The 25,695-nt window shown below is 66.6% G+C and carries 25 protein-coding genes; 19 read left to right on the top strand and 6 right to left on the bottom strand.

The window, feature by feature from the left end; all coding sequences use genetic code 11:
- Positions 1-29 precede the first annotated feature (29 nt).
- From murC to AC3WS6_RS12740, 14 genes are all read left to right on the top strand, one after another.
- Entirely contained in the window at positions 30-1,427 is a 1,398-nt protein-coding gene (gene murC / locus AC3WS6_RS12805) for a UDP-N-acetylmuramate--L-alanine ligase (protein ID WP_492501363.1), read from the top strand.
- A 3-nt stretch (positions 1,428-1,430) separates the two neighbouring features.
- Entirely contained in the window at positions 1,431-2,369 is a 939-nt protein-coding gene (locus tag AC3WS6_RS12800) for a cell division protein FtsQ/DivIB (RefSeq protein WP_492501362.1), read from the top strand.
- Between the two features lie 181 nt (positions 2,370-2,550).
- Complete coding sequence (gene ftsZ, locus AC3WS6_RS12795) at positions 2,551-3,696, top strand: cell division protein FtsZ (protein ID WP_492501361.1); 1,146 nt, start codon at positions 2,551-2,553, stop codon at positions 3,694-3,696.
- Positions 3,693-4,376: a YggS family pyridoxal phosphate-dependent enzyme gene (locus AC3WS6_RS12790; RefSeq protein WP_492501360.1), complete on the top strand. Its 684-nt coding sequence runs from the start codon at positions 3,693-3,695 to the stop codon at positions 4,374-4,376. The genes ftsZ and AC3WS6_RS12790 overlap by 4 nt, the downstream gene beginning before the upstream one ends.
- Before the next feature lie 43 nt (positions 4,377-4,419).
- On the top strand, positions 4,420-4,896 hold the full coding sequence (locus AC3WS6_RS12785) for a cell division protein SepF (RefSeq protein ID WP_312171322.1): 477 nt from the start codon (positions 4,420-4,422) through the stop codon (positions 4,894-4,896).
- Positions 4,897-4,899: 3 nt separating this feature from the next.
- Positions 4,900-5,196 (top strand): YggT family protein, encoded by a 297-nt coding sequence (locus tag AC3WS6_RS12780; RefSeq protein WP_492501359.1) that lies wholly within the window; start codon positions 4,900-4,902, stop codon positions 5,194-5,196.
- Between the two features lie 154 nt (positions 5,197-5,350).
- A complete protein-coding gene (locus AC3WS6_RS12775) occupies positions 5,351-5,944 on the top strand; it encodes a DivIVA domain-containing protein (RefSeq protein ID WP_492501358.1) in 594 nt (197 codons plus the stop codon).
- A gap of 10 nt (positions 5,945-5,954) precedes the next feature.
- Complete coding sequence (lspA, locus tag AC3WS6_RS12770; protein ID WP_492501357.1) at positions 5,955-6,593, top strand: signal peptidase II; 639 nt, start codon at positions 5,955-5,957, stop codon at positions 6,591-6,593.
- 2 nt (positions 6,594-6,595) lie between these two features.
- Positions 6,596-7,516, top strand: coding sequence for an RluA family pseudouridine synthase (locus AC3WS6_RS12765; protein WP_492501356.1), 921 nt, complete (start codon positions 6,596-6,598; stop codon positions 7,514-7,516).
- Between the two features lie 74 nt (positions 7,517-7,590).
- Positions 7,591-11,109: a DNA polymerase III subunit alpha gene (gene dnaE / locus AC3WS6_RS12760; protein WP_492501355.1), complete on the top strand. Its 3,519-nt coding sequence runs from the start codon at positions 7,591-7,593 to the stop codon at positions 11,107-11,109.
- A gap of 113 nt (positions 11,110-11,222) precedes the next feature.
- On the top strand, positions 11,223-12,638 hold the full coding sequence (locus AC3WS6_RS12755; protein ID WP_492501354.1) for a hypothetical protein: 1,416 nt from the start codon (positions 11,223-11,225) through the stop codon (positions 12,636-12,638).
- Between the two features lie 2 nt (positions 12,639-12,640).
- On the top strand, positions 12,641-13,945 hold the full coding sequence (gene hisD, locus AC3WS6_RS12750) for a histidinol dehydrogenase (protein WP_492501353.1): 1,305 nt from the start codon (positions 12,641-12,643) through the stop codon (positions 13,943-13,945).
- Positions 13,946-13,955: 10 nt separating this feature from the next.
- Positions 13,956-14,426, top strand: coding sequence for a transcriptional regulator NrdR (gene nrdR / locus AC3WS6_RS12745; protein ID WP_201470108.1), 471 nt, complete (start codon positions 13,956-13,958; stop codon positions 14,424-14,426).
- A 10-nt stretch (positions 14,427-14,436) separates the two neighbouring features.
- Positions 14,437-15,459, top strand: a complete 1,023-nt coding sequence (locus AC3WS6_RS12740) for a quinone-dependent dihydroorotate dehydrogenase (RefSeq protein WP_492501352.1) — start codon at positions 14,437-14,439, stop codon at positions 15,457-15,459.
- Positions 15,460-15,535: 76 nt separating this feature from the next.
- On the opposite strand, the gene AC3WS6_RS12735 is transcribed toward AC3WS6_RS12740, so the two are convergent.
- Positions 15,536-16,123 (bottom strand): DUF3043 domain-containing protein, encoded by a 588-nt coding sequence (locus AC3WS6_RS12735; RefSeq protein WP_492501351.1) that lies wholly within the window; start codon positions 16,121-16,123, stop codon positions 15,536-15,538.
- Between the two features lie 47 nt (positions 16,124-16,170).
- On the opposite strand from AC3WS6_RS12735, the gene AC3WS6_RS12730 reads away from it, so the two are divergent.
- From AC3WS6_RS12730 to AC3WS6_RS12710, 5 genes are all read left to right on the top strand, one after another.
- Positions 16,171-17,592, top strand: a complete 1,422-nt coding sequence (locus AC3WS6_RS12730) for a dipeptidase (protein ID WP_492501350.1) — start codon at positions 16,171-16,173, stop codon at positions 17,590-17,592.
- Positions 17,593-17,663: 71 nt separating this feature from the next.
- On the top strand, positions 17,664-18,029 hold the full coding sequence (gene erpA, locus AC3WS6_RS12725; protein WP_194763425.1) for an iron-sulfur cluster insertion protein ErpA: 366 nt from the start codon (positions 17,664-17,666) through the stop codon (positions 18,027-18,029).
- Between the two features lie 96 nt (positions 18,030-18,125).
- Positions 18,126-19,028: an aa3-type cytochrome oxidase subunit II gene (gene ctaC, locus AC3WS6_RS12720; protein WP_492501349.1), complete on the top strand. Its 903-nt coding sequence runs from the start codon at positions 18,126-18,128 to the stop codon at positions 19,026-19,028.
- Positions 19,029-19,031: 3 nt separating this feature from the next.
- Positions 19,032-20,765: an aa3-type cytochrome oxidase subunit I gene (ctaD, locus tag AC3WS6_RS12715; protein WP_492501348.1), complete on the top strand. Its 1,734-nt coding sequence runs from the start codon at positions 19,032-19,034 to the stop codon at positions 20,763-20,765.
- Positions 20,766-20,768: 3 nt separating this feature from the next.
- Positions 20,769-21,203: a cytochrome c oxidase subunit 4 gene (locus AC3WS6_RS12710; protein ID WP_492501347.1), complete on the top strand. Its 435-nt coding sequence runs from the start codon at positions 20,769-20,771 to the stop codon at positions 21,201-21,203.
- An 80-nt stretch (positions 21,204-21,283) separates the two neighbouring features.
- Here the strand turns inward: AC3WS6_RS12710 and AC3WS6_RS12705 are convergent, their stop codons facing one another.
- From AC3WS6_RS12705 to qcrA, 5 genes are all read right to left on the bottom strand, one after another.
- Positions 21,284-21,703, bottom strand: coding sequence for a rhodanese-like domain-containing protein (locus AC3WS6_RS12705; protein ID WP_492501346.1), 420 nt, complete (start codon positions 21,701-21,703; stop codon positions 21,284-21,286).
- 86 nt (positions 21,704-21,789) lie between these two features.
- Entirely contained in the window at positions 21,790-22,293 is a 504-nt protein-coding gene (locus tag AC3WS6_RS12700; RefSeq protein WP_492501345.1) for a GNAT family N-acetyltransferase, read from the bottom strand.
- Positions 22,290-22,703: a RidA family protein gene (locus AC3WS6_RS12695; RefSeq protein WP_492501344.1), complete on the bottom strand. Its 414-nt coding sequence runs from the start codon at positions 22,701-22,703 to the stop codon at positions 22,290-22,292. Before AC3WS6_RS12695 ends, AC3WS6_RS12700 begins: the two co-directional genes overlap by 4 nt.
- 93 nt (positions 22,704-22,796) lie before the next feature.
- Entirely contained in the window at positions 22,797-24,611 is a 1,815-nt protein-coding gene (gene qcrB, locus AC3WS6_RS12690; protein ID WP_492501343.1) for a cytochrome bc1 complex cytochrome b subunit, read from the bottom strand.
- Positions 24,608-25,684: a cytochrome bc1 complex Rieske iron-sulfur subunit gene (gene qcrA / locus AC3WS6_RS12685; RefSeq protein WP_492501342.1), complete on the bottom strand. Its 1,077-nt coding sequence runs from the start codon at positions 25,682-25,684 to the stop codon at positions 24,608-24,610. The genes qcrB and qcrA overlap by 4 nt, the downstream gene beginning before the upstream one ends.
- Between the last annotated feature and the right edge of the window lie 11 nt (positions 25,685-25,695).

Here is a 25,695-nt window from a genome sequence, read left to right as displayed (position 1 = left end):
TCCCCAGCGAAAAGTAGACTGAACCCGACATGATCAGACCAGACCTCTCCCTTCCGATTCCCGAGTCGATCACCGCTGCGCACTTCATCGGCATCGGCGGATCCGGCATGAGCGGGCTCGCGAAGATGTTCCTCGACGCCGGCATCCGCGTGTCGGGCAGTGATCGTGCCGACAGCGACAACCTCCGTGCTCTCGCTGCGGCGGGTGCGACCGTGCACGTCGGCCACGAGGCCGCTCATCTCGGCGACGCCGACACCGTGGTGCACACGGGCGCCATCTGGCCCGAGAACCCCGAGTTCGTGCTCGCGAAGCAGAGGGGTCTGCATGTGATCCATCGCTCGCAGGCTCTGCACTGGCTGATCGGCTCTCGTCGCCTGGTGTCGGTCGCGGGTGCCCATGGCAAGACGACATCGACCGGCATGATCGTCACCGCGCTCCAGGCGCTGGGAGCCGATCCGAACTTCGTGAACGGCGGCGTGATCGAGCAGCTCGGCGTGTCGAGCGCCACGGGCAGCGGCGACCTGTTCGTGATCGAGGCCGACGAGTCCGATGGCACCTTCCTGCTCTACGACACGGCCGTCGCGCTGATCACCAACGTCGACCCGGACCACCTCGATCACTACGGATCCGACGACGCGTTCCACGACGCCTTCGTGCGGTTCGCCGACGCGGCGACCGAGGCGGTCGTCATCTCGAGCGATGACTCCGGTGCGCTCCGCGTCGGCGCCGGCCTGTCGCACCCGAACGTCATCACCTTCGGCCAGGCTGAGGATGCCGACGTGCGCGTGTCGAGCATCGTGGCGGCGGGCCCGGTGTCCGCGACCATCACCCGCGGGGCCGAGAGCGTTCGCCTGCAGCTCGCTGTGCCGGGAGTCCACAACGCGATCAACGCCGCCGGGGCCATCACCGTGCTGCTCTCGCTCGGCTACGGTCTGGAGGAGTCGACTCGCGCGGTCGAGGGATTCGCGGGAACCGTCCGCAGGCTCGAGCTGCACGGAAGGGAGCGAGGCGTCACCGTCTACGACGATTACTCGCATCACCCGACCGAGGTGCGCGCTGCGCTCGAGGCGATGCGCTCGATCGCAGGACAGGGACGCATCATCGCCATCCAGCAGCCGCACACGTACTCGCGCACGCAGCACATGTTCCAGGAGTTCGCCGACGTTCTCGAGACGTTCGCCGACCACACGGTCATGCTCGACGTCTATGGCGCGCGGGAGGATCCGGTGCCCGGAGTCACCGGAGAGCTCGTGAGCGGGGCGTTCCACGATCCCGACAAGGTGCACTTCGTCGCCGACTGGCAGCAGGCCGCCGACTACACGGCGACCGTTGCTCGCGATGGCGACTTCATCGTCACTCTCGGCTGTGGAAACGTCTACCAGATCATCCCGCAGGTGCTCGAGTCTCTGCGGACCGCCGAGGCGTAGTCGATGCGTCGCCCACCTCCGCTGCCCGCCGCGCCCGAGGGCCCGGCCGGGGGAGAAGAGCGAGAGCGCTCGCGAAAGCGCGGCGACGCTCGCGGTCGCGCGGCAGAAGGCTCTGCGGGGGCCCGGGTCAGCGACATCGACGATCGTTCGCGCGCCGAGGCCGTCCCGGACGATGACAGCGCGGTCGTCACGTCGAACATCGACGTGTGGCGCGCCGCGCGAGCCCGGCGCAAGGCGCTGCGCGCCGAGATCCGTCGTTTCACTCAGCGATCCCGCCGCCGCCGGATCGTCTGGCTGAGTGCCGTCGGAGCGATCGCGCTCCTCGTGGGCGGCAGCGCGGCAGCCGCATACAGTCCGCTGTTCGCCGTCGACCGGGTCACCGTCGTCGGTGCGACCACGTTGGATCCCTCGACCGTCGAGAACGCGCTCGCAGGCCAGGTCGGTACGCCGTTGGCCCTGGTCGACGCGAGCGCCGTGAAGGCCGCGCTGCTCGCCTTCCCTCTGATCGAGAGCTACTCGCTCGAGGCGAAGCCGCCGCACGACCTGACAGTGCGGATCATCGAGCGCACCCCCGTGGGAGTGATTCGGTCCGACGCGGGGTACACCCTCGTCGATGCCGCAGGAGTCGCGCTCTCCACGACATCGGATCAGCCGCCGGGGCAGCCCGTGCTCGAGATCGAGGGCGGTGCCGACTCGGACGCGTTCGAGAGCGCGGGCCTGGTCATCAGGTCGCTCCCCGCCGACGTCAGAGCGGGACTCACCGGCGTACGGGCGTCGACGCCTGACGACGTCACGCTCACCGTGAACTCCGGCCTGACCGTGGTCTGGGGCAGCGCCGACAACTCGCCGCTCAAGAGCGAGGCCCTCGCCAAGGCCCTGATCGCGAAGCCGGATGCGTCGTCGATCGACGTGACGTCACCGCACGCGGTCGTCATCGGCTGATCTTTCGACGGCAAACGGGCGACACGCCCGTGTCGCTGCATTCGCGCGCTGACGCGGCGCTTACCTTCGAACAAGAGAAACCAATACCGGGAAATACTTTACACCTCTAGTTGAGGTTTAAGGTTCACCCTCACAGTTTCCTCGCACACATATAACAGGCTCGATTATTCGGAGGCCGGCCATGAGCCAGAACCAGAACTACCTCGCCGTGATCAAGGTCGTCGGCGTCGGCGGTGGCGGCGTCAACGCCGTCAACCGCATGATCGAGCTCGGGCTCCGCGGAGTCGAGTTCATCGCTGTCAACACGGATGCCCAGGCGCTCCTGATGAGCGACGCCGACGTCAAGCTCGATGTCGGTCGTGAGCTCACTCGCGGCCTCGGCGCCGGCGCCGACCCCGAGGTCGGGCGCCGTGCCGCCGAAGATCACGCCGAGGAGATCGAGCAGGCTCTCACCGGAGCCGATATGGTCTTCGTCACCGCGGGTGAGGGCGGTGGCACCGGAACCGGCGGTGCTCCGGTGGTCGCACGGATCGCGAAGTCGATCGGCGCACTGACCATCGGTGTCGTCACCAAGCCGTTCTCGTTCGAGGGTCGTCGCAGGCAGAGCCAGGCCGAGGCCGGCGTCTCGAAGCTCAAGGAAGAAGTCGACACCCTCATCGTCGTGCCGAACGACCGCCTGCTCGAGATCAGCGACCGCGGGATCTCGATGATCGAGGCCTTCGCGACCGCCGACCAGGTGCTGCTCGCCGGTGTGCAGGGCATCACCGACCTCATCACGACGCCCGGTCTCATCAACCTCGACTTCGCCGACGTCAAGTCGGTCATGCAGGGAGCCGGCTCCGCCCTGATGGGCATTGGCTCGGCCCGGGGCGCCGATCGCGCGATCAAGGCCGCGGAGCTCGCGGTCGAGTCGCCGCTGCTCGAGGCGAGCATCGAGGGCGCGCACGGTGTGCTGCTCTCGATCCAGGGCGGCTCCAACCTCGGAATCTTCGAGATCCACGACGCGGCTGATCTCGTCAAGGAAGCGGCACATCCCGAGGCGAACATCATCTTCGGTACCGTCATCGACGACACCCTCGGCGACGAGGTGCGCGTGACGGTGATCGCGGCGGGCTTCGACAGCGGCGAGCCCACTCTGCGTCTCGACCCCATGGTCGTCAGCCGGCCCGCGGCCGCGCCGCTGCCCGAGGTGACCCTTCCCAGTGAAGAGGTGGCCCCGGCGGCCGAGGCCCGCGAGCCCGAGCCTGCGCAGCAGCGCGCGACGCAGACGAGCATCGAGCCCGCCTTCGCCGACGATGACATCGACATCCCCGAATTCCTCAAGTGAGTGAGCTGCCCGCGCGGCTGTCGGCAATCGATGAGCGTATCGCCGACGCCGCGCGAGCGGCGGGGCGCGATCCCGGGGAACTCACCAGGATCGTCGTGACCAAGTTCCACCCCGCATCGCTGGTGACAGAGCTGCACGCTCTCGGTGTTCGCGAGGTGGGGGAGAACCGCCAGCAGGAGCTCTCGGCGAAGCGCGAAGAACTCGCCTCCCTTCCCGATGTGCGATGGCACTTCATCGGTCAGGCGCAGACCAACAAGGCGTCCGCGATACGTCGCAGCGCAGACGCCGTGCACTCCGTCGACCGCGACCGGCTCGCAGACGCCCTCCACCGAGCAGCGACCGACGACGATCGTCTCGATGTGCTCGTGCAGGTCAATCTGACCGACGACTCCGGTCGGGGCGGCGTCGCGCCCGATGCGGCCCCGCGGCTCGCCGAGCACATCCTCGGTCTGCCCTCACTGCGCCTGCGCGGCGTCATGGCAGTCGCGCCGCTCGATGAGGAACCCGCATCCGCCTTCGCCCGCCTCCGCGCGGTCGCTGACGAGGTCCGGCGACTCGAGGCGCACGCGGAGTGGATCTCCGCCGGGATGACCGGCGACTTCACCGAGGCGATCGCCGCAGGTGCGACACACCTGCGGATCGGCTCCGCAATCACGGGCCCCCGCCCCGACCGGGGTTAACCTGTGAACAGACCCGCCCGCAACGTTCGAACCGGAGGACACGATGGGTAACCCACTGAAGAAGACCATGGTGTATCTCGGACTCGCAGACGAGGAAGAGGTCTACGAAGAAGAGACGCAGGCTCCGGCCCGCGCTCAGCAGCGTGACCGTGACAGAGACCGCGAAGAGCCGGCTCCGGCTCCCGTTACCCCGCTGCGTCGCCCCGTCGCCGTGCGTCAGCCCGCAGGAGGGGCAGTGAACGAGATTCTCACCGTGCACCCGAAGCAGTACCGCGATGCTCAGCTCATCGCAGAGAGCTTCCGCGAGGGCGTGCCGGTCATCATCAACCTGTCTCAGATGAGCGATGCGGACGCACGCCGTCTGATCGACTTCGCGAGCGGCCTGTCGCTCGGCCTGTACGGCCGCATCGAACGGGTCACCTCGAAGGTCTTCCTGCTGTCTCCGGAGAACATCGCGGTCTCGGGTCACGGGGGCATCGCGCACGCAGACGCTGAGTCTGCGGGCTTCGACCACTCGTAACCCGTGGGGGTCGTCGCCGTCTTCGCGAGCATCATCCACTTGATGCTCCTGCTGTATCTCCTCGTGCTCTTCGCGCGCCTGATCCTCGATTACATCCCGCTGTTCAATCGGGAGTGGCGCCCCAAAGGCGCAGGGCTCGTCGCCGCGGAGGCCGTCTACACGGTCACCGATCCGCCCATCCGGTTCTTCCGGCGGATCATCCCACCGCTGCGCATCGGATCGATCTCTCTCGATTTCGGTTTCTCGATCACGATCCTCATCGTGCTGATCCTCATGAACATCGTGGGTATCTTCTTCTGACGCGCCTGCGACTCGGCGCCGCGCGAGTGTCGCGGCGTCGCATCGCTCAGGCTCGGGGGCTATGCTTGGCTCCCAGGCGCGCCCCCCGGGTTCGCGCCACATCTCGACCACGCCATTCTCGAAACTGGCAACCGAACTCATCGAAGGAGCCACCATGGCACTTACCCCGGATGACGTCGTCACCAAGCAGTTCCAGCACGTCCGCTTCAAGGACGGCTTCGACCCCGACGAGGTCGACGACTTCCTCGACGAGATCGTCATCGAGTGGCGCAAGGCCCTCGAGGAGAACGCTGAGCTGAAGGCCAAGCTGGCAGCGTTCGAGTCCGGCGCGACGCCTGTCGCCGCCGCAGAGGCTCCTGTCGCAGAGGCCGCCCCGGCTCCTGCGCCCGCAGCGCAGGCTGAGCCCGCTCCGTCCGGCTCCGCCACCGCGACCGCGGGGATCATCGAGCTGGCACAGCGCCTGCACGATGAGCACGTCGCCGAGGGTGAGGCCAAGCGCGCCCAGCTCATCGCCGAGGCGGAGGGCGAGGTCAACCGCATCCGCACCGAGGCCGAGGCCAAGCAGCGCGAAGAGTCGGCTCGACTCGAGCGCGAGCGCAACACGCTCGAGGCACGCATCACCGAACTCCGCAACTTCGAGCGCGACTACCGCTCGCAGCTCCGCGGATACATCGAGGGCCAGCTCCGCGATCTCGACGAGAAGTCGACGTCGACGGACTCGACCCCGGTCTCCGCGATCGGACTGTAGGTCGCCCCTTTTGCCAGGACGACCTCCCCTTCGTCGGTCGGCGGCCGGCGCGATCGTTGCGATCCTCGCAGCGATCGTGCTGGCCGCCGATCAGTTCGTGAAGTACCTCACGGTCGAGAATCTGCCGCTGCACGAGCCGGTGCCCGTTCTCGGTGAGTTCCTTCAGCTGTACTACGTGCGCAATCCCGGTGCCGCCTTCTCGCTCGGCGCCGATGTCACATGGATCTTCACGATCGCGCTGGCGGTCGTCGCCGGAGTGATCGTGTGGAAGGCCTTCGGCCTGAGATCGCGTCTCTGGGCCGTGGTTCTCGGATGCCTGCTGGGCGGAGTGCTGGGCAACCTCACCGATCGCCTGCTGCGGGAGCCGGGCTTTCCGATGGGCCACGTCGTCGACATGATCTCGATGCCGTGGATGATGCCCGCGATCTTCAACGTGGCCGACATCTTCATCGTCACCGGGATGATCTCGGTCGCACTGCTGGTGGTGGTCGGCCTTCGGTTCGACGGCACGCGCGAGCGCGACCACGCGCCCGTCGAGAACGACGAGCAGGCCGAGGCCGCCGCTGTCGCCGACGAGAACCGTCCGGTGGGCGAGGACCACGGCGATTCGGGTGCCGCTGCGGGAGCAGCCGCGTCCGACGGACGATGATGGTGGAATCGCGCTCTCTCCCGGTTCCCGACGGCCTCGACGGAACGCGTGTCGACGCGGCGCTCGCCAAGATGATGGGCTTCTCGCGCACGTTCGCGGCAGACGTCGCCGCCGCCGGCGGCGTACGCCTCGACGGTGTGATCCTCGACAAGTCCGACCGACTCCGCGGTGGCGGGTGGCTCGACGTCGAGTGGACGCCGAAGGAGGGGCCTCGGATCGTGCCGATCGCTGTGCCCGAACTCGGCATCGTGTACGACGATGACGACATCGTCGTGGTCGACAAGCCGACGGGGGTGGCCGCTCACCCCTCGCTGGGCTGGGAGGGTCCGACCGTCGTCGGCGCCCTCGCGGCCGCGGGGTTCCGGGTCTCGACGAGCGGAGCTCCCGAGCGCAAGGGGATCGTGCACAGGCTCGATGTGGGCACCAGCGGTCTCATGGTCGTGGCGAAGAGCGAGACGGCGTACACCGCTCTCAAGCACGCCTTCAAGGAGCGCACGGTCGAGAAGATCTATCATGCGGTCGTGCAAGGACACCCTGACCCGCTGGCGGGGACGATCGACGCCCCGATCGGACGCCATCCGAGCCACTCGTGGAAGTTCGCGGTGACGCCCGACGGCAAGCCGTCGGTGACCCACTACGAGACTCTCGAGGCTTTCCCCGGCGCGTCGCTCCTCGAGATACACCTCGAGACCGGGCGCACGCATCAGATCCGCGTGCACATGGCCGCGCATCGGCATCCGTGCGTGGGCGACCCGCTTTACGGAGCGGACCCCACGCTCTCCGCCCGTCTCGGGCTCACACGTCAGTGGCTGCACGCCCACCGGCTCGGCTTCGCGCATCCGACATCGGGCGACTGGGTGCAGTTCGAATCTGCGTACCCCGCAGACTTCCGACACGCTCTCGACGTTCTCCGCGGCGACTGAATCCGCGGTGTCTCGTCCTCGTCGGGCGACCGCGCCGGGCCTTCGGTGTCGGACGCCGAAAGTAGAATCGAGACATGGCATCTGACTCCTTCGTTCACCTGCATGTCCACAGCGAGTACTCGATGCTGGACGGCGCGGCGAAGATCGGCGCGATGACGCAGGCCGCCGCCGATTACGGCATGCCGGCCATCGCGGTCACCGACCACGGCAACACGTTCGCGGCCTTCGAGTTCTACAAGGCGGCCAATTCCGCCGGGGTCAAGCCCATCATCGGGCTCGAGGCGTACGTCACTCCCGGAACGCATCGCAGCGACAAGTCTCGCGTGCAGTGGGGGTCGCCGGATCAGAAGAGCGATGATGTCTCGGGTTCCGGTGCCTATACCCATATGACGATGTGGAGCCAGAGCACGGAGGGGATGCACAATCTCTTCCGCCTCAGCTCGCTGTCGAGCATGGAGGGCTACTACTTCAAGCCGCGCATGGACCGGGAGCTCCTTCAGACATACGGCAAGGGGCTGATCGCGACGACCGGCTGCCCGTCGGGCGAGGTCCAGACGCGGTTGCGCCTGGGGCAGTACGACGCCGCCCGCGCGGCCGCGGCGGAGTTCCAGGACATCTTCGGCAAGGAGAACTACTTCGCCGAGATCATGGACCACGGGCTCTCGATCGAGCGCCGGGTGATGACCGACCTGCTGCGGCTCTCGAAGGATCTGGGGATCCCGCTCGTCGCGACGAACGACTCGCACTACACGCATCAGCACGAGGCCGACGCGCACGCGGCGCTGCTGTGCGTGCAGTCGGGTTCGACCCTCGACGATCCGAATCGCTTCAAGTTCGACGGCGACGGGTACTACATCAAGACGGCCGCCGAGATGCGGCAGATGTTTCGTGACCATCCCGAGGCGTGCGACAACACTCTGCTCATCGCCGAGCGCTGCGAGGTGGAGTTCAACACCGCTGCGAACTTCATGCCGCGGTTCCCGGTTCCCGACGGTGAGACCGAAGACAGCTGGCTCATCAAAGAGGTCGAGGCGGGACTCCACTACCGGTATCCCGCGGGCATCCCCGACAAGGTGCGCAAGCAGGCGGAGTACGAGACCGGCATCATCCTGCAGATGGGCTTCCCGGGCTACTTCCTCGTCGTCGCCGATTTCATCAACTGGGCGAAGGACAACGGGATCCGCGTCGGGCCCGGCCGCGGTTCGGGAGCAGGCTCGATGGTCGCCTACGCCATGAAGATCACCGACCTCGATCCGCTCGAGCACGGCCTGATCTTCGAGCGATTCCTCAACCCGGATCGCGTCTCGATGCCCGACTTCGACGTCGATTTCGATGACCGTCGCCGTGGCGAGGTCATCGACTACGTCACCGCGAAATACGGGTCTGAGCGCGTCGCGCAGATCGTCACCTACGGAACCATCAAGTCCAAGCAGGCGCTCAAGGATGCGGGCCGCGTACTCGGGTTCCCGTTCAGCATGGGCGAACGTCTCACCAAGGCGATGCCGCCGCCCGTGATGGGCAAGGACATGCCGCTCGACGGAATGTTCGACTCCGCGCACCCGCGCTTCAAGGAGGCGAGCGAGTTCCGCGCGCTGATCGAGACCGATCCCGAGGCGAAGACCGTCTTCGACCGTGCGCTCGGGCTCGAGGGGCTCAAGCGTCAGTGGGGCGTCCACGCAGCCGGTGTGATCATGTCGTCGGAGCCGCTGATCGACATCATCCCGATCATGCGTCGCGAGCAGGACGGGCAGATCGTCACGCAGTTCGACTACCCGTCGTGCGAGACTCTCGGGCTCATCAAGATGGACTTCCTGGGGCTCCGCAACCTCACGATCATCTCCGACGCCCTCGACAACATCCGCACGAACCGTGGCGAGGAACTCGACCTCGAGCACCTGGAGCTCGACGATCGAGGGGCGTACGAACTGCTGGGCAAGGGAGAGTCGCTCGGCGTCTTCCAGCTCGACGGCGGGCCGATGCGGTCCCTGATGCGTCTGATGAAACCGGACAACTTCGGCGACATCTCGGCGCTCATCGCGCTGTATCGTCCGGGTCCGATGGGAGCGAACTCGCACACGAACTACGCTCTGCGCAAGAACGGCCTGCAGCCGATCACGCCGATCCACCCGGAGTTCACCGAATCGCTCGCCGACATCCTCGACGAGTCCTACGGCCTCATCATCTACCAGGAGCAGGTCATGGCGATCGCTCAGCGGGTCGCCGGATTCTCGCTGGGTCAGGCAGACATCCTCAGGCGCGCGATGGGCAAGAAGAAGAAGTCCGAGCTGGACAAGCAGTTCGAAGGCTTCCAAGCCGGAATGCGTGCCAACGGCTATTCGGACGGCGCCGTGAACGCCATCTGGGAGATCCTGCTCCCGTTCTCCGACTACGCCTTCAACAAGGCGCATTCCGCCGCCTACGGCCTCGTCTCGTACTGGACCGCCTATCTGAAGTCGCACTACCCCGCGGAGTACATGGCTGCGCTCCTCACGAGCGTCGGTGATTCCAAAGACAAGATGGCCCTGTATCTCAACGAATGCCGACGCATGGGCATCAGGGTGCTTCCGCCCGACGTGTCCGAGTCGATCAACTACTTCGCGGCCGTCGGCGACGACATCCGATTCGGACTCGGGGCCGTGCGCAACGTGGGAAGCAACGTGGTCGACGGCATCGTCACGGCGCGCAAGGACGAGCGGTTCACGTCGTTCCACCACTTCCTCGACAAGGTCCCGCTGCACGTCTCGAACAAGCGAACCGTCGAGTCGCTGATCAAGGCGGGTGCGTTCGACTCGATGGGGGACTCCCGTCGGGCACTCATCGAAGTGCACGAGGACGCGGTCGAGGCTGCCGTCGATCGCAAGCGGAACGAGGCGCAGGGAGCCATCGGCTTCGACTTCGACAGCCTGTACGACGGCATGGAGGAGGCGGCGCCCGCCAAGGTCCCCGCGCGTCCCGAGTGGATCAAGAAGGACAAGCTCGCCTTCGAGCGCGAGATGCTCGGACTGTACGTCTCCGATCACCCGCTCGCGGGCCTCGAGGTGCCGCTCGCGAAGCACGCATCGATCTCCATCCACAACCTCATCAACTCCGAAGACATGCAGGACGGCGAGCAGGTCACCGTCGCCGGTCTCGTCACGAGCGTGCAGCATCGCGTCGCGAAGGCGAGTGGGAACCCGTACGGAATGATCACCGTCGAGGACTTCAACGGCGAGGTGACGGTCATGTTCATGGGCAAGACCTATACCGAGTTCCAGCACATCCTGCAGCAGGACTCGATCCTCGCGGTGCGCGGACGCGTGTCCAAACGCGATGACGGACTCAACCTGCACGCGCAGTCGGCCTTCGCGCCGGATGTCGGTTCGTTCGACGCCGCGGGGCCGCTCGCGCTCGTGCTGGCCGAGCAGAGGGCGACGGAGCGCGTGATGCACGAGCTCGCCGAGGTGCTCCGTCGTCACGCCGGAGAGACCGAGGTGATGCTGCGCGTGCATCGCGGAGGCACGGCGAAGGTCTTCGAGGTGCCGATGCCGGTCAAGGTCTCAGCCGACCTCTTCGGTGACCTGAAGTCGCTTCTCGGACCGAACTGCCTGGGGTGACCACCGTCTCCGCACGACGCTTTCAGAGTGGTCGTTCGGACTCCCCGGGTAGTATCAGGACGCGTTGGGTGCGCACCCCTCCAGGTGACGCACCATGACGAAAGGACCCCCTCATGAGCACGGATTCCCCGTTTCAGAACGACGAGACCTCGGGCGTGGACGATCACCTTCTCGCCGATGACACGGCCGACGTCGACGAGCCTTTCTCGGATGATGACGGTGTGCTGTACGACGACGAAGTGACACCCGAGTACGGCATCCTCGGTTTCACGCTCCGCGAGTTGCTCATCGTCGGCGCGTGGGTCGTCGGGTTCGTCGCCTCTTTCTTCCCGTACTTCGGAGCAGCGTCGATCTGGGCTTCGGGGCTCCACTGGATCCTCCCGATCGGTCTGCCCACGGTCGCGGTCTTCCTCGTGGTCCTCCGTCGATTCTCGCCCGACGGCATCCGACGGGTCGGCTCACTGGGCATCGATCAGTTCGCCTCGGTGGCTTTCTCGGTGTCGGCCGTGTTCTGGCTGGCAGAACTGTGGAACTCCGTGGCGATCAGCATCGACATCGGCGCGGTCCTGCTCAGTTGGAACGGGATCGTGCAGCTGATCGCGGCGCTCGCGCTGGTGGTCTTCACGGTGTTCGCACCGCTGATCCCAGGGCTCAAGGAAGATTTCCACGGTCGCCTGGTGACTCTCGCTCACCGCAATGCGAATCCCGTGCGTCCGGTCATCGCCCGCCCCCGGCCGGAGTCTGAGCCTTCGGGCGTCGGTTCCGATGATGCCGACGCCGCGTCGATCCCGCTGGTCGAAGGCCCCGGAGCCCACAGCGCTGCAGCCGCGTCCGCCGACGACAGTGCTCGGATCGATGCGGATGCTGCCGTCGACGAGACGAGCCCCGCGCGCGACGCGCACACGCGGACGCCCGATCAGACATTCCCGCAGGAGCCGGCGCCGGCACTGCGTTCCGACCGTTTCGACACGGATCAGCCGGGGGAGCAGGCGACCGACGAGGTCGCCCGTCTGGATCTCGCCGAGCAGGTGCCCCTGGCATCCCACGCTTCGGGCGGTGACACCGGCACCGAGGAGTCGGCGTCGCGCGAGGACTACGTCCCGACGTACTCGCGTCGCACCTGGCATCAAGAGCCAGAGATCGTGTCGGACACGGGCAGCATCGAGTCGCTGATGGGCGCGACGGCCCAGGAGGTCGGCTCGCCGCAGAGCGCGGAGCGAGAGGACGAGTGGGGCGACCGGCACGACACGCGGGCGCACGACGACGCGGCGGCCGCGGAGACCACCGTCATGCCCACGATCGACGACGACGATCGACGCGCGTGGAACGAAGCCGCCGCGCCGCAGCCCTTCTGGATCCTCGCGCAGACCGAGCGCGACGTGCACGACGACCGCGGCGATGCGATCTTCCGCATCGGTCCGAGCGCGTGGGTTCTCGTGATCGAGGACCGCGGCGGGGCATACGTCGTCCGCCACGACGACGGGCGCATCGGATACCTGCACGACATCGCGGACATCACGAGAGGCTGACTGTGCGAACCATCGATCTGCGGGGGCGCGAGCTCTCGCCGGCTGACATGCTCGCGGCCGTGCCGCGGGCGTCGCAGGCCCGTGCCGAAGCCCTCGACACCGCCGCTCGCATCGTCGACGACGTGCAGCAGCGCGGGGCGACGGCTCTGCGTGAGCAGGCCGAACGTTTCGATCGCGTCACCGACCATGAGCTCCGCGTCCCCGAAGAGCACATCGCCGACGCTCTCGATGCTCTGCAGCCCGAGATCAGGGCTGCGCTCGAAGAGGCGATCCGTCGCGTACGGCTCGCCTCGGCCGCACAGGTGCCCGATCCTCGGACGACGGAGATCGGCGAAGGCGCGATCATCACGCAGCGCTGGCAGCCGGTGCACCGAGTGGGCGTGTACATCCCCGGCGGCAAGGCCGTGTATCCGTCGAGTGTCGTGATGAACGTCGTGCCGGCGCAGGTCGCGGGAGTGCGACAGATCGCCCTGGCCTCGCCGCCGCAAGCCGACCAGGACGGTCGGGTCCACCCGACGATCCTCGCCGCGGCCGCGCTGCTGGGGGTCACCGAGGTGTACGCGATGGGCGGTGCGGGCGCGATCGGAGCATTCGCGCACGGCGTGGCGAGCATCGGCCTCGACCCCGTCGATGTCGTCTCCGGGCCCGGCAACAACTACGTCGCCTCGGCGAAGCGCGCCGTCGCCGGCGTCGTCGGTACCGACTCCGAAGCGGGTGCCACCGAGATACTGGTGGTCGCGGATGCGACCGCCGATGCGCGTCTGATCGCAGCGGATCTGGTGAGCCAGGCGGAACACGACGAGCAGGCCTCGGCAGTGCTCGTGACCGATTCCGTGGAGCTCGCGGAGCAGGTGGCCGGTGAGGTCGCCGAACAGGCATCGGCGACCACGCATGCGACCCGTGTGGCCGCAGCCCTCGACGGGCCGCAGTCGGCGATCGTCCTCGTCGACGACCGCGCGTCGGCTGCCGCGTTCAGCAACGCGTACGCGCCAGAGCACCTCGAGCTCCATCTCGCCGACGCCGAACAGGCTGCGGCCTCATTCACCAGTGCCGGAGCGGTCTTCGTCGGAGAGCACACGCCGGTCAGCCTCGGCGACTACATGGCCGGGAGCAACCACGTGCTGCCCACCGGCGGTCAGGCTCGTTATGCGCCCGGGCTGGGTGCATACACGTTCCTGCGGCCGCAACAGGTGATCCGCTACGACAGGGCAGCGCTTGCCGCGGTTCGCGACGGTGTGGTCGCCCTCGCGAACACCGAGGTGCTCCCTGCACACGGTGAGGCGATCGAGGCTCGCTTCACCGCGTAGGATCGGTCAGATGCACTGCCCCTTCTGCCGTCATTCTGATTCCCGGGTCATCGATTCCCGCACCAGCGACGACGGTCTGTCGATCCGTCGGCGGCGCCAGTGCCCCGAGTGCGGCGGTCGATTCACGACGACGGAGACGGCCAGCCTCAGTGTGATCAAGCGTTCGGGCGTCATGGAGCCGTTCAGTCGCGAGAAGGTGATCTCGGGAGTTCGGAAGGCATGCCAGGGGCGGCCCGTCACCGAGGCCGACCTCGCCGTCCTCGCCCAGCGCGTCGAGGAAGCCGTTCGTCAGACCGGCGTGTCACAGCTCGACACGAATGAGATCGGCCTCGCGATCCTCGGCCCGCTGCGTGACCTCGATGAGGTCGCCTACCTGCGTTTCGCGAGCGTGTATCAGGCGTTCGACTCTCTGGACGACTTCGAGAGCGCGATCACGGATCTGCGTGCCGATCACGCGAAGCGGGAGTCCGTCGAGCGGTAATCTGGCAGGGATGTATCCGCTGCTCTTCCGCGCTGTCCTCTCGCGCTTCGACCCTGAGTTCGCCCATCACGCCGGCATGGCGGTGATACGTGTCCTCGGGGTGCCTCCGCTCTCATGGGCGACGCGTGCTCTCACGAAGCCCGACCCGTCGCTGCAGGTCGAGGCGCTCGGTCTCACGTTCCCCTCGCCCTTCGGTGTGGCCGCCGGCTTCGACAAGAACGCTGTCGGCGTTCGAGGCCTTGCGGCGCTCGGCTTCGGCCACGTCGAAGTCGGGACCCTCACCGCCATCCCGCAGGAGGGCAACCCCCGACCACGCCTCTTCCGCCTGGTGGCAGATCGCGCGGTGATCAACCGCATGGGCTTCAACAATCGTGGCGCACATGCCGCCGCCCGCCGGCTTGCGAGGCTGCGGCGCGGCGCTCCCGATGCGGTCATCGGCGTGAACATCGGCAAGAGCCGCGTCGTCGACGTCGAGGATGCGACGGCGGACTACGTCGCTTCCGCCACTGCCCTCGCGCCGCTGGCGGACTATCTGGCGGTCAACGTCTCGTCGCCGAACACGCCCGGCCTCCGTGGCCTGCAAGCTGTCGAGACGCTCGCGCCGCTCCTGCGAGCCGTGAAGGCGGCTTCCGGCGACACTCCGCTGCTGGTCAAGATCGCGCCCGATCTGTCCGATGACGAGATCGTCGCCATCGCGGAGCTCGCCGTGGCGGAAGGACTCGCGGGGATCATCGCGCACAACACGACCCTGAGCCGTGACGGGCTCCTCACCGAGCCTGCGGTCGTCGAGGCCGCCGGGGCGGGCGGGCTCTCGGGTGCTCCGCTGAAGCGACGTTCCCTCGAGGTCCTCCGCGTCGTCCGCGGTGCGGTGCCCGCGGACTTCTGCGTGATCGCCGTCGGGGGAGTGGAGACGCCCGCCGATGTCCAGGAGCGATTGGATGCAGGAGCCACGCTCGTCCAGGGCTACACCGCGTTCCTGTACCGCGGCCCTTTCTGGGGGCGGGAGATCAACCGGGGACTTGCCCGTCGCTGAGCAGGAACCGACTGCACGAGAAAAGGCGTCCGATCCTCCGTGGAGCATCGGACGCCTTCTCCCGTCGAGCGGCGAATCAGGCCGGGTACTGCCCGCGCTTGACCTGCGGCTTGGGGAGGCGCATGAAACGCATCTGGAGTGAGCGCATCGCGGCGTACCAGCCGAGGCCGCGCTCCATGCGTTCCTTGCCGAACCTGTCAGCGACCTTGCGCTTGACCCGCATGCCGAGAAGGACCATTCCGCCGATCGCGAGGATCAGGTAGGCCATCATCACCAGGTAGGCCCATCCGGCGATCGCGAACCCGGCGATCGCGAGGCTCGGAGGCAGCAGCGACACGATGATCACGAGAACCATGACGCCCATCACGAACTCGGCGGGCTGCCACGACGCGTCCACATAGTCACGCACCCACCGGCGCTGCGGACCCTTGTCGCGGGGCGGGAGGTACTTCTCCTCGCCCGCGGCGAGTCCGGCCTGGGCGCGGTTGCGGCGCTCGTTGAGCTCGGCGCGAGCGGCCGCCTTGGCCTCCTTGGTGTTCGCCACCAGAGGGCGGCGGCGCGCTGCCTCCTGCTCCGCGCGGGACGGCGTCGCGCGCCCCTTGCCCGCGGCGGGCGTTTCAGGGGCGTCGTCGTTCGTCGAAGGAGTGGAGGGGATAGTGGCCACGAGGTTCCTCGGTTCGGGTGAAGGCGGATCACCTTAAGATTACTCGCATGACCTCTCCTGCTCAGCCCGGTGCCCAGAATCCCTCCCGTGAGCGTGAGGCCGCCGTGCTCGAAGCGGCGGCCACAGGCCTGCCTGCTGCACTGAGCGATCTGGGGCATCTCGTGCGCATCCCCGGCATGGCATGGCCCGCGTTCGATCAGACCCAGCTCGAGCGCAGCTCCGAGGCCGTCGCCGCGCTCGCCCAGGACACCGGCGTGTTCGACGAGGTGCGGATCCTGCGCGCCGCCATTCCGGGAACCGACGAGCTCGGACAGCCCGCTGTGCTCGCCACCCGCGCCGCACGCAACGGAAAGCCGACCATCCTCCTGTACGCGCACCACGACGTGCAGCCTCCGGGAGACGACGCGCTCTGGGAGACGCCGCCGTTCGAGCCGACCGTCCGCGACGGGCGTCTGTACGGCCGCGGCGCAGCCGACGACAAGGCGGGCATCATGGCGCATATCGCCTCGATCCGGTCCGTGGCCGAAGTGCTCGGCGACGACCTCGAACTCGGCATCGCGATGTTCATCGAGGGTGAGGAGGAGTATGGCTCGCGGTCGTTCGCGCAGTTCCTCGCCGACAACAAAGAAGCGTTGAGGGCGGATGCGATCGTGGTCGCCGACTCGGGCAACTGGGATTCGGTCACCCCGGGGCTGACGGTCTCGCTGCGCGGCAACGCGCGTTTCACCGTGCGCGTGCGCACCCTGGATCACGCGTCGCACTCGGGCATGTTCGGGGGAGCGGTGCCCGACGCGATGATGGCCGCCGTCAGGATGCTCGCCACGCTCTGGAACGACGACGGTTCGGTCGCGGTCGACGGGATGACGGAGCGCGACGCGCCGACTCCCGAGTACAGCGAAGAGACGCTGCGCGATGAGGCGGGCCTTCTGGCCGGCACCTCGCCGATCGGTGGCGGCAGCATCCTCAGTCGGATCTGGAACAAGCCGTCGGTGACCGTCATCGGGATCGATGCGACGAGTGTCGCGGCAGCCTCGAACACGCTGCTGCCCGAGGTCACGGTCGTCGTCAGCGCGCGTGTCGCGCCCGGACAGACCGGCGAAGAGGCCTACGCGGCACTCGAAGCGCACTTGCGCGCGAACGCACCGTTCGGCGCAGAGCTCACGTTCTCCGACGTCGACCTCGGCAACGGGTTCCTCGTCGACACCAGCGGCTGGGCCGTGGGACTCACGCGCGACGCGATGCGGGACGGCTACGGGGTGGCGCCGGTCGACCTCGGGGTGGGCGGATCGATCCCGTTCATCGCCGACCTCGTGCGGGAGTTCCCCGAGGCGCAGATCCTGGTGACGGGAGTCGAGGACCCGCATTCGCGAGCCCACAGCCCCAACGAGTCACTGCACCTCGACACGTTCCGTCATGCCGTCGCCACCGAGGCTCTGCTGCTGTCGCGCATGAACGACATCACGATCTGAGCCGTATCGGCAAGCCTGAGGGTAAAATCGAGATACCAGCCGTGCAAGCGCGGCCCGTCACAAGGAGCGACATGAGCGACACCACACTGACTTCCGCAGAGACCACTCAGGCGCACGGCGTGAAGCTGACCGACGCCGCAGCCGTGAAGGTCAAGAATCTCCTCGAGCAGGAGGGCCGCGACGACCTCCGTCTGCGTGTCGCCGTCCAGCCCGGCGGATGCTCCGGCCTGATCTACCAGCTCTACTTCGACGAGCGTTTCCTCGAGGGTGACGAGACCGTCGACTTCGACGGTGTCGAGGTCATCATCGACAACATGAGCGTGCCGTACCTCGACGGCGCGTCCATCGACTTCAAGGACACGATCTCGGAGCAGGGCTTCACGATCGACAACCCCAATGCCGCGGGCAGCTGCGCCTGCGGAGACAGCTTCCACTGATCCGATCGACCCCGCCAACCTGCGTGGTTGGCATGAATCAGGTGTGAGGTTGCCCTAGACTTGGGTGTGCCCTGTCCGCAATCTGAAAGGTGCATCGTGCCCTCGAAACGCCGCCTTCGTTGGGCCGCACTCCCTGTGGGAGTAGCGGCAGCCGTGGCCCTGGCGGGATGTACTCCCACTGAGCTCCACGGCTACCTCCCGGGTTTCGTAGAGGACGGTACCGCCGCCACAAACCAGACCGACCGCGTCGCGTCGCTCTGGGTGAACTCCTGGATCGTCCTCCTCGCGGTGGGCGTCATCACCTGGGGCCTGATGGCATGGGCCGCGATCGCGTACCGACGCCGCAAGGGCCAGACCGGCCTGCCGGTGCAGATGCGCTACAACATGCCGATCGAGATCTTCTACACGATCGTGCCGCTGATCCTCGTGCTCGGAATGTTCTTCTTCACGGCGCGTGACCAGAGCGCGATCGAGGCGAAGTGGGACGACCCCGACGTCGAGATCACGGCCATCGCGAAGCAGTGGGCATGGGACTTCCAGTACGACGGCGAAGAGGACGACAACTCCGACGCCGTGTGGACGATGGGCATCCAGGCGCAGCCTGATGCCGATGGCAACATCGACCAGGATCAGCTGCCCACGCTGGTGCTGCCCGTCGACCAGAAGGTCACGATCGACCTGCAGTCGCGAGACGTCATCCACTCCTTCTGGATCATCGACTTCCTCTACAAGAAGGACATGTACATCGGGAAGGACAACTCCTGGTCGTTCATCCCCACCCGGGTCGGCGAGTATGCCGGAAAGTGCGCCGAGCTCTGCGGTGAGTACCACTCGATGATGCTCTTCAACGTGAAGGTCGTCGAACAGGACGAGTACGACGCCTATCTCGAGTCGCTCGAGCAGGCCGGGAACACCGGCGACATCACCGACGCGTACGACCGTCTGGGCAACTACCCGGGCACCACCGCGCAGAACGACTCCGAAGAAGGAGAGGAGTAAGCCATGTCGACGACTGAAGCACCCCGCACCGACGAGGCGCCCCGCTCCCGTCCGTCCGCACTTCCCGCACGCCAGGCGGCTCTCATGAGCTCGTCGCGTGTGGAGCAGAAGGGCAACATCGTCGTCAAGTGGATCACTTCCACCGACCACAAGACGATCGGGTACATGTACCTGATCGCCTCGGTGCTGTTCTTCCTCCTCGGCGGAGTGATGGCTCTGGTCATCCGTGCGGAGCTCTTCGCTCCCGGGATGCAGATCATCCCCACGAAGGAGCAGTACAACCAGCTGTTCACGATGCACGGCACGATCATGCTGCTGATGTTCGCGACGCCGCTGTTCGCCGGTTTCGCCAACGCGATCCTTCCCCTGCAGATCGGCGCGCCCGATGTCGCCTTCCCGCGTCTGAACGCCTTCGCCTTCTGGCTCTTCCTCTTCGGCTCGACCATCGCCGTCGCGGGATTCCTCACCCCGCAGGGTGCGGCCTCGTTCGGCTGGTTCGCATATCAGCCGCTGGCCAGCGCGTCGTTCTCGCCTGGTGCCGGAGGAAACCTCTGGATGCTGGGCCTCGGCATCTCGGGATTCGGAACCATCCTCGGTGCGGTGAACTTCATCACGACCATCATCACGATGCGCGCACCCGGTATGACGATGTGGCGCATGCCGATCTTCACCTGGAACACGCTCATCACGAGCCTCCTGATCCTCATGGCGTTCCCGGTGCTCGCGGCTGCGATCTTCGCCGCCGGGGCAGACCGTGTCCTCGGGGCGCACATCTACGACCCGGCCAACGGCGGAGTGCTGCTCTGGCAGCACCTGTTCTGGTTCTTCGGGCACCCTGAGGTCTACATCATCGCGCTGCCGTTCTTCGGCATCGTCTCCGAGATCTTCCCGGTCTTCAGCCGCAAGCCGATCTTCGGATACAAGACCCTGGTCTACGCGACCATCGCCATCGCCGCGCTCTCCGTCGCCGTGTGGGCTCACCACATGTATGTGACCGGATCCGTGCTGCTGCCGTTCTTCGCGCTGATGACCATGCTGATCGCGGTGCCGACGGGCGTGAAGATCTTCAACTGGATCGGCACCCTGTGGCGAGGGTCTGTGACCTTCGAGACCCCGATGGTGTTCGCCCTCGGCTTCCTCGTGTCGTTCGTCTTCGGTGGACTGACCGGAGTCATCCTCGCGGCACCGCCGCTCGACTTCGCCCTGTCGGACTCGTACTTCGTCGTGGCGCACTTCCATTACGTCGTCTTCGGAACCGTCGTGTTCGCGATGTTCGCGGGCTTCTACTTCTGGTGGCCCAAGTGGACCGGCCGCATGCTCAACGAGCGTCTCGGCTACGTGCACTTCTGGATGCTGTTCATCGGCTTCCACATGACGTTCCTCATCCAGCACTGGCTGGGTGTCGACGGCATGGTGCGTCGTTACGCGGACTACTCCGCGGCTGACGGCTGGACGTGGGGCAACCAGGTCTCGACGATCGGCGCGATCATCCTCGGTGCCTCGATGCTGCCGTTCTTCCTGAACGTGTGGATCACGTCGCGCAAGGCGCCGAAGGTCACGGTCAACGACCCGTGGGGCTACGGTTCGTCGCTCGAGTGGGCGACGTCCTGCCCGCCGCCGCGCCACAACTTCACGTCGATTCCGCGGATCCGCAGCGAGCGTCCTGCTTTCGACCTGAACCACCCCGAGGCGGCTGAGTTCACCACCACCGCACCCGGCGAGCGAGAGGGCCACTGAGCCATGCGCGACAACGTCATTCTCTGGTGGGTCCTGACCGCCTTCTTCGCCCTGGTCGGTGTCGTGTACACCGGTTGGCACATCCTCGCGACGCCGTCGGACTTCTTCGCCGAGCGTATCGAGTGGGTCGGCACCGTGGCGCTGTTCTTCGCAGCGTTCATGGGTGCGATGATCGCGTTCTACCTCGACCGCACCCATAAGGCCCAGAACGGCGAGCTGCCTGAGGACATCCTCACCAGTGACATCGACGACGGCGATCCCGAGCTGGGAGAGTTCAGCCCGTGGTCGTGGTGGCCGATGGTCCTCGCCGGTTCGGCGGCTGTCTTCGTAGTGGGGCTGGCCGTCGGCCACTTCCTGCTCCCGATCGGTCTCGCGATCTTCGTCATCGCGATCGTCGGGTGGGTATACGAGTATTACCGCGGCAACTTCGCACGCTGAGGTTCACGATGAATGCCCCCGGGACGTTCCCGGGGGCCTTCGTCGTCTCGTCCTGCAGGAGTGCGGCGACAGGACCGCCTCTACGGTGTGCTGCGCACGCGTGCCACGCCGGTGAGCGGGTCGACGGGGCGGTGGTGCACGCCGTCCGCGTCCTCGACCGGATACCCCTCGCGCACCCAATATTCGAACCCTCCGATCATCTCCCGCACCTCGTAGCCGAGCGTGGCGAACTCCCGGGCACCCTTCGCGCCGGCGTTGCACCCGGGGCTCCAGCAGTACACGACGACCGCGGCATCGGCAGGGACCTCGATGGGGGCACGGTCCGCGATCTCGCTGTAGTGCATGTGGACGGCTCCCGAGACCCTTCCCTGGGCCCAGGCTTCGTCGGAGCGGACATCGATGACGACGATCTCTTCGCCGGCTTTCAACGCCGCGTACACATCGCTGGCGTCGGTCTCATAGGCGAGTTTGGCGGCGTAGTACTCAGTGCGATCGATCATGATCCCAGAATAGGGAGACGGTCGTCGGTGCGCCCTCGTCATCCGGACGAGGGCGCACCGGATTCCGCCAGAGTCGGAGCGACGTGTCAGAGCTCCACAGTCATCTGCAGGCGGCGCCCGTAGCGGTCCAGACCCAGCCCTGCTTCTGTCTCGACGAGCCCTCGCTGGAACGGCGTCTCGGGGAGGCTCTCGAGGAATCCGCACGAGGCGTAGAACCGCGCGTTCCACGGGATCTCCGCATAGGTCCGCAGCGTCATTCGCGTGTAGCCGCGTTCCCGTGCCTCGTCCAGTGCAGCGCCGACGAGGCGGCGCCCATGCCCCTGTCGGCCGGAGGAGGGAAGGACGGAGAGCTGCTCGAGATGGGCGTGGCCGTCGACATCGAGCACATGGACGAACCCGACGGGGGAGGAGCCTTCCGGGCCCTCGACCACCAGGACGAAGCCGGGCGCTTCCAGCCGCTCCGCTCCATCGCCGGCCGGCGGCCACTCAGGCGCCCCCAGGCTGTCGATCAGAAGGGCATCCGCGTGCGCCTCGATGTGGTGCAGAACCACCGCATCCTCGGCGACGGCCGGGCGGATGATGCCGTTCATCGTGTCGCCTCCGCGACAGCGGCGATCGCTTCGATCTCGACGAGCTGGCGATCGTATCCGAGCGCCGTGACTCCCATCAGCGTGCTCGGTACGTCATGGGCGCCGAAGGCGGCGTGGACGACATCCCAGGCTGCCACGAGATCCTGCTGTGACGACGAGGCCACGAGAACCCGTGTGCTGATGACATCGGTGAGCGTCGCGTCGCTGGCGTGCAGCGCGGACCGCAGCGTCTCGATGCAGCGCGCAGCCTGTGCCGCATAGTCACCGGGTGCTGTCGTCGTGCCGTCGTCATTGAGAGGGCACGCGCCGGCGAGGAAGATCAGCCGGGATCCGGATGGTGCTGTTGCCGCATGTGCGTAGGGCGCAGCAGCGAGGTCGGTCGAACGGATGAGTTGGACTGCGGAGCTCATGGCACGATCCTTTCACGTCGACGTGAGAGCCTCCCGGGTACGACGAGGGCCCTGTCCGAATCGGACAGGGCCCTCTCAGGAGGAGCGGCGGTGTTACTCGCCCTCCTCCGACTTCTTCTTGCCGGGCTTCTTCACCGGCTCGGTCGAGATGACCGTGCTGGGGGTGTTCGCCGTCTCGTCGACATGGGTCTCGCTGACGGTGAGGGGAGCGTCCGGTGCACCAGCGCGCTCGTGAGCGCCCTGGATCTCCGCAGCTTCGGTCTCATCGTTCTGAGCCGTGACGTGGTGCTGGTGGGCATCTGCTGCCTCGACCTCTGCCTGCGTGAGCGGAGCGAGACGGTCCTCGAAGAACCAGCGCGAGATGGAGGACCGGAGGTTCTCGGTCCACGAGATGCGACCCTTCGCGTTCGGGCGAACGACGAGCGGCTCGTATCCGTCGACGTCGATGAGCTTCCAGCGGTCGTACTTGTCGACGGGCTGGTGGACCTCGATGAATTCACCACCGGGAAGTCGCACGATCCGGCCGGACTCGAACCCGTGCAGCACGATCTCGCGGTCCTTCTTCTGCAGCGCGATGGCGATGCGCTTCGTCACGAAGTACCCGAGAACCGGTCCGACGAACAGCAGCGCCTGCAGCGTGTGGATCACGCCCTCCATGGTCAGCATGAAGTGCGTCGCGATGAGGTCGGACGATGCAGCTGCCCACAGCACGGCGTAGAAGATGACTCCGGCGACGCCGATTGCGGTGCGGGTCGCCGCGTTGCGCGGGCGCTGTGCGATGTGGTGCTCGCGCTTGTCGCCCGTGACCCAGGCCTCGATGAAGGGGTAGATCGCGACCAGCACGATGAACAGACCGAGCACGACCAGCGGCAGCAGGATCCCGAACGACCAGGTGCGATCGAGGAAGACCACGTCGAGGTTGGACGGAGCGAGACGCAGAGCGCCGTCCGCGAATCCGATGTACCAGTCAGGCTGCGTTCCCGCGGAGACGGGGGAGGGGTCGTACGGGCCGTAGTTCCAGATCGGGTTGATCTGGAAGAACGTCGCGATGAGGACGATCGTGCCGAACACGATGAACAGATAGCCGCCCATCTTCGACATGTAGACCGGCATCATCGGGTAGCCCACGACGTTGTCGTTCGTGCGGCCCGGGCCGGCGAACTGCGTGTGCTTGTTGACGATCATCAGCATGAGGTGCACGACGATCAGGCCGATGACGAGCAGTGGCAGCAGCAGGATGTGCAGCGTGTAGAGACGGCCGACGATGTCGGTGCCCGGGAACTCGCCGCCGAAGAGGAGGAACGAGGTCCAGGTGCCGATCAGCGGGATGCCCTTGATCATGCCGTCGATGATGCGGAGACCGTTGCCCGAGAGCAGGTCGTCGGGGAGCGAGTAGCCGGTGAATCCTTCGGCCATCGCGAGCACGAACAGCACGAATCCGATCACCCAGTTGAGCTCGCGCGGCTTGCGGAATGCTCCGGTGAAGAAGACGCGGAGCATGTGCACGCCGATGCCCGCCACGAAGACCAGAGCGGCCCAGTGGTGGATCTGGCGAACCAGCAGGCCACCACGCAGGTCGAACGAGATGTGCAGCGACGACTCGAGTGCCGCCGACATCTCGATGCCGCGCATCGGGGCGTAGGCGCCCGTGTAGTGCGTCTCGACCATCGAGGCCTGGAAGAAGAACGTCAGGAAGGTTCCGGACAGGAACACGACGACGAAGCTCCACAGCGCGATCTCGCCCAGCATGAACGACCAGTGGTCGGGGAAGATCTTGCGACCGAGCTCCTTGACGAAACCGGAGATGCTGGTGCGCTCATCGATGTAGTTCGACGCGGCGCCGACGAAGCGGCCGCCGAGAGGCGCCTTGGTGTCCTTGTCCTCTTTGGACAGCGTTGCGGTGCTCAATGGCGCTCCCAGAAGCTCGGGCCGACGGGCTCGGTGAAGTCACTGCGTGCGACGAGGTAGCCCTCGTCGTCGACGGTGATGGGCAGCTGCGGCAGCGGACGCGCGGCCGGTCCGAAGATGACCTTGGCGTGATCCGTGACGTCGAACTGCGACTGGTGGCAGGGGCAGAGGAGGTGGTGCGTCTGCTGCTCGTACAGTGCCACGGGGCATCCGACGTGCGTGCAGACCTTGGAGTACGCGACGATTCCGTCGTACGACCAGTCCTTGCGGTCTTCGGCCTCGATCAGCTGCTCGGGACGCAGGCGCATCATCAGCACGATCGCCTTGGCCTTCTCCTCGAGGTAACCGTCGTGGTGGCTCAGGTCGGCGAGGTCCTCGGGGATCACGTGGAACGCGGATCCGAGGGTGACATCTGCAGCCCGGATCGGCGTGCCGTCGGGGTCGCGCACCAGGCGCGCGCCCTTCTCCCACATGGTGTGCTTGAGGAGCGTCACCGGCTCACCCGCCGTCGGGTCGTCCGGGGTGCTGTGCGGAGCGAGTCCGCGGAACAGCGTCACACCGGGGATGATCGATGCCACGATCGCTGCGAACAGCGAGTTGCGGATCATCGTGCGCCGCCCGAAGCCCGACTCCTCGTTGGCCGTGGCGAATGCCTCGATCACGGCCTCGCGCGTCGATTCCTTGCCCCGAGTGGGGTGACGGTGCTCGATGTGCTCCTTGTCGCTCATCAGCGCCTTGGACCAGTGGATCGCGCCGATTCCGATCGCCAGCAGTGCGAGCGAGATACCCAGACCGATGAAGAGGTTGTTCTGACGGATGTCGATGAGCGCGCCGCTCTCGATGGGGAACAGCATGTAGGCGGCGACCGCCCAGATGCTTCCTGCCAGCGAGAGGTAGAACAGGGTGTAGACCGTGCGCTCCGCAGCCTTCTCGGCGCGCGGGTCCTTGTCGGTCATCCGCGCGCGGTGCGGCGGCAGCCCTGGGTTCTGCACGGGATCGCTGACTGCGACACCCAGCCCCGGAGAGGGCTGGTAGGCCCTGTCAAGAGCCTGCGAGTCGTCGTCGTGTGCCATGGTGCTCCTCG

This window comes from Microbacterium sp. EB106-03-03-XG65, from assembly GCF_058791955.1.
The sequence above is the reverse complement of the archived record's forward strand: the minus strand, read 5'-3'. Positions and strand labels throughout refer to the sequence as shown.

Bases quoted from the DNA above. Each gene is read 5' to 3' on its own strand.
- AC3WS6_RS12785 (WP_312171322.1), top strand. From the start codon at position 4,420: ATGGGTAACCCACTGAAGAAGACCATGGTGTATCTCGGACTCGCAGAC.
- erpA (WP_194763425.1), top strand. From the start codon at position 17,664: ATGAGCGACACCACACTGACTTCCGCAGAGACCACTCAGGCGCACGGC.
- AC3WS6_RS12775 (WP_492501358.1), top strand. From the start codon at position 5,351: ATGGCACTTACCCCGGATGACGTCGTCACCAAGCAGTTCCAGCACGTC.
- qcrA (WP_492501342.1), bottom strand. From the start codon at position 25,684: ATGGCACACGACGACGACTCGCAGGCTCTTGACAGGGCCTACCAGCCC.
- AC3WS6_RS12800 (WP_492501362.1), top strand. From the start codon at position 1,431: ATGCGTCGCCCACCTCCGCTGCCCGCCGCGCCCGAGGGCCCGGCCGGG.
- AC3WS6_RS12700 (WP_492501345.1), bottom strand. From the start codon at position 22,293: ATGAACGGCATCATCCGCCCGGCCGTCGCCGAGGATGCGGTGGTTCTG.
- murC (WP_492501363.1), top strand. From the start codon at position 30: ATGATCAGACCAGACCTCTCCCTTCCGATTCCCGAGTCGATCACCGCT.
- ctaD (WP_492501348.1), top strand. From the start codon at position 19,032: ATGTCGACGACTGAAGCACCCCGCACCGACGAGGCGCCCCGCTCCCGT.
- AC3WS6_RS12730 (WP_492501350.1), top strand. From the start codon at position 16,171: ATGACCTCTCCTGCTCAGCCCGGTGCCCAGAATCCCTCCCGTGAGCGT.
- AC3WS6_RS12740 (WP_492501352.1), top strand. From the start codon at position 14,437: ATGTATCCGCTGCTCTTCCGCGCTGTCCTCTCGCGCTTCGACCCTGAG.
- AC3WS6_RS12710 (WP_492501347.1), top strand. From the start codon at position 20,769: ATGCGCGACAACGTCATTCTCTGGTGGGTCCTGACCGCCTTCTTCGCC.
- AC3WS6_RS12755 (WP_492501354.1), top strand. From the start codon at position 11,223: ATGAGCACGGATTCCCCGTTTCAGAACGACGAGACCTCGGGCGTGGAC.
- nrdR (WP_201470108.1), top strand. From the start codon at position 13,956: ATGCACTGCCCCTTCTGCCGTCATTCTGATTCCCGGGTCATCGATTCC.
- ftsZ (WP_492501361.1), top strand. From the start codon at position 2,551: ATGAGCCAGAACCAGAACTACCTCGCCGTGATCAAGGTCGTCGGCGTC.
- AC3WS6_RS12695 (WP_492501344.1), bottom strand. From the start codon at position 22,703: ATGAGCTCCGCAGTCCAACTCATCCGTTCGACCGACCTCGCTGCTGCG.
- AC3WS6_RS12705 (WP_492501346.1), bottom strand. From the start codon at position 21,703: ATGATCGATCGCACTGAGTACTACGCCGCCAAACTCGCCTATGAGACC.
- dnaE (WP_492501355.1), top strand. From the start codon at position 7,591: ATGGCATCTGACTCCTTCGTTCACCTGCATGTCCACAGCGAGTACTCG.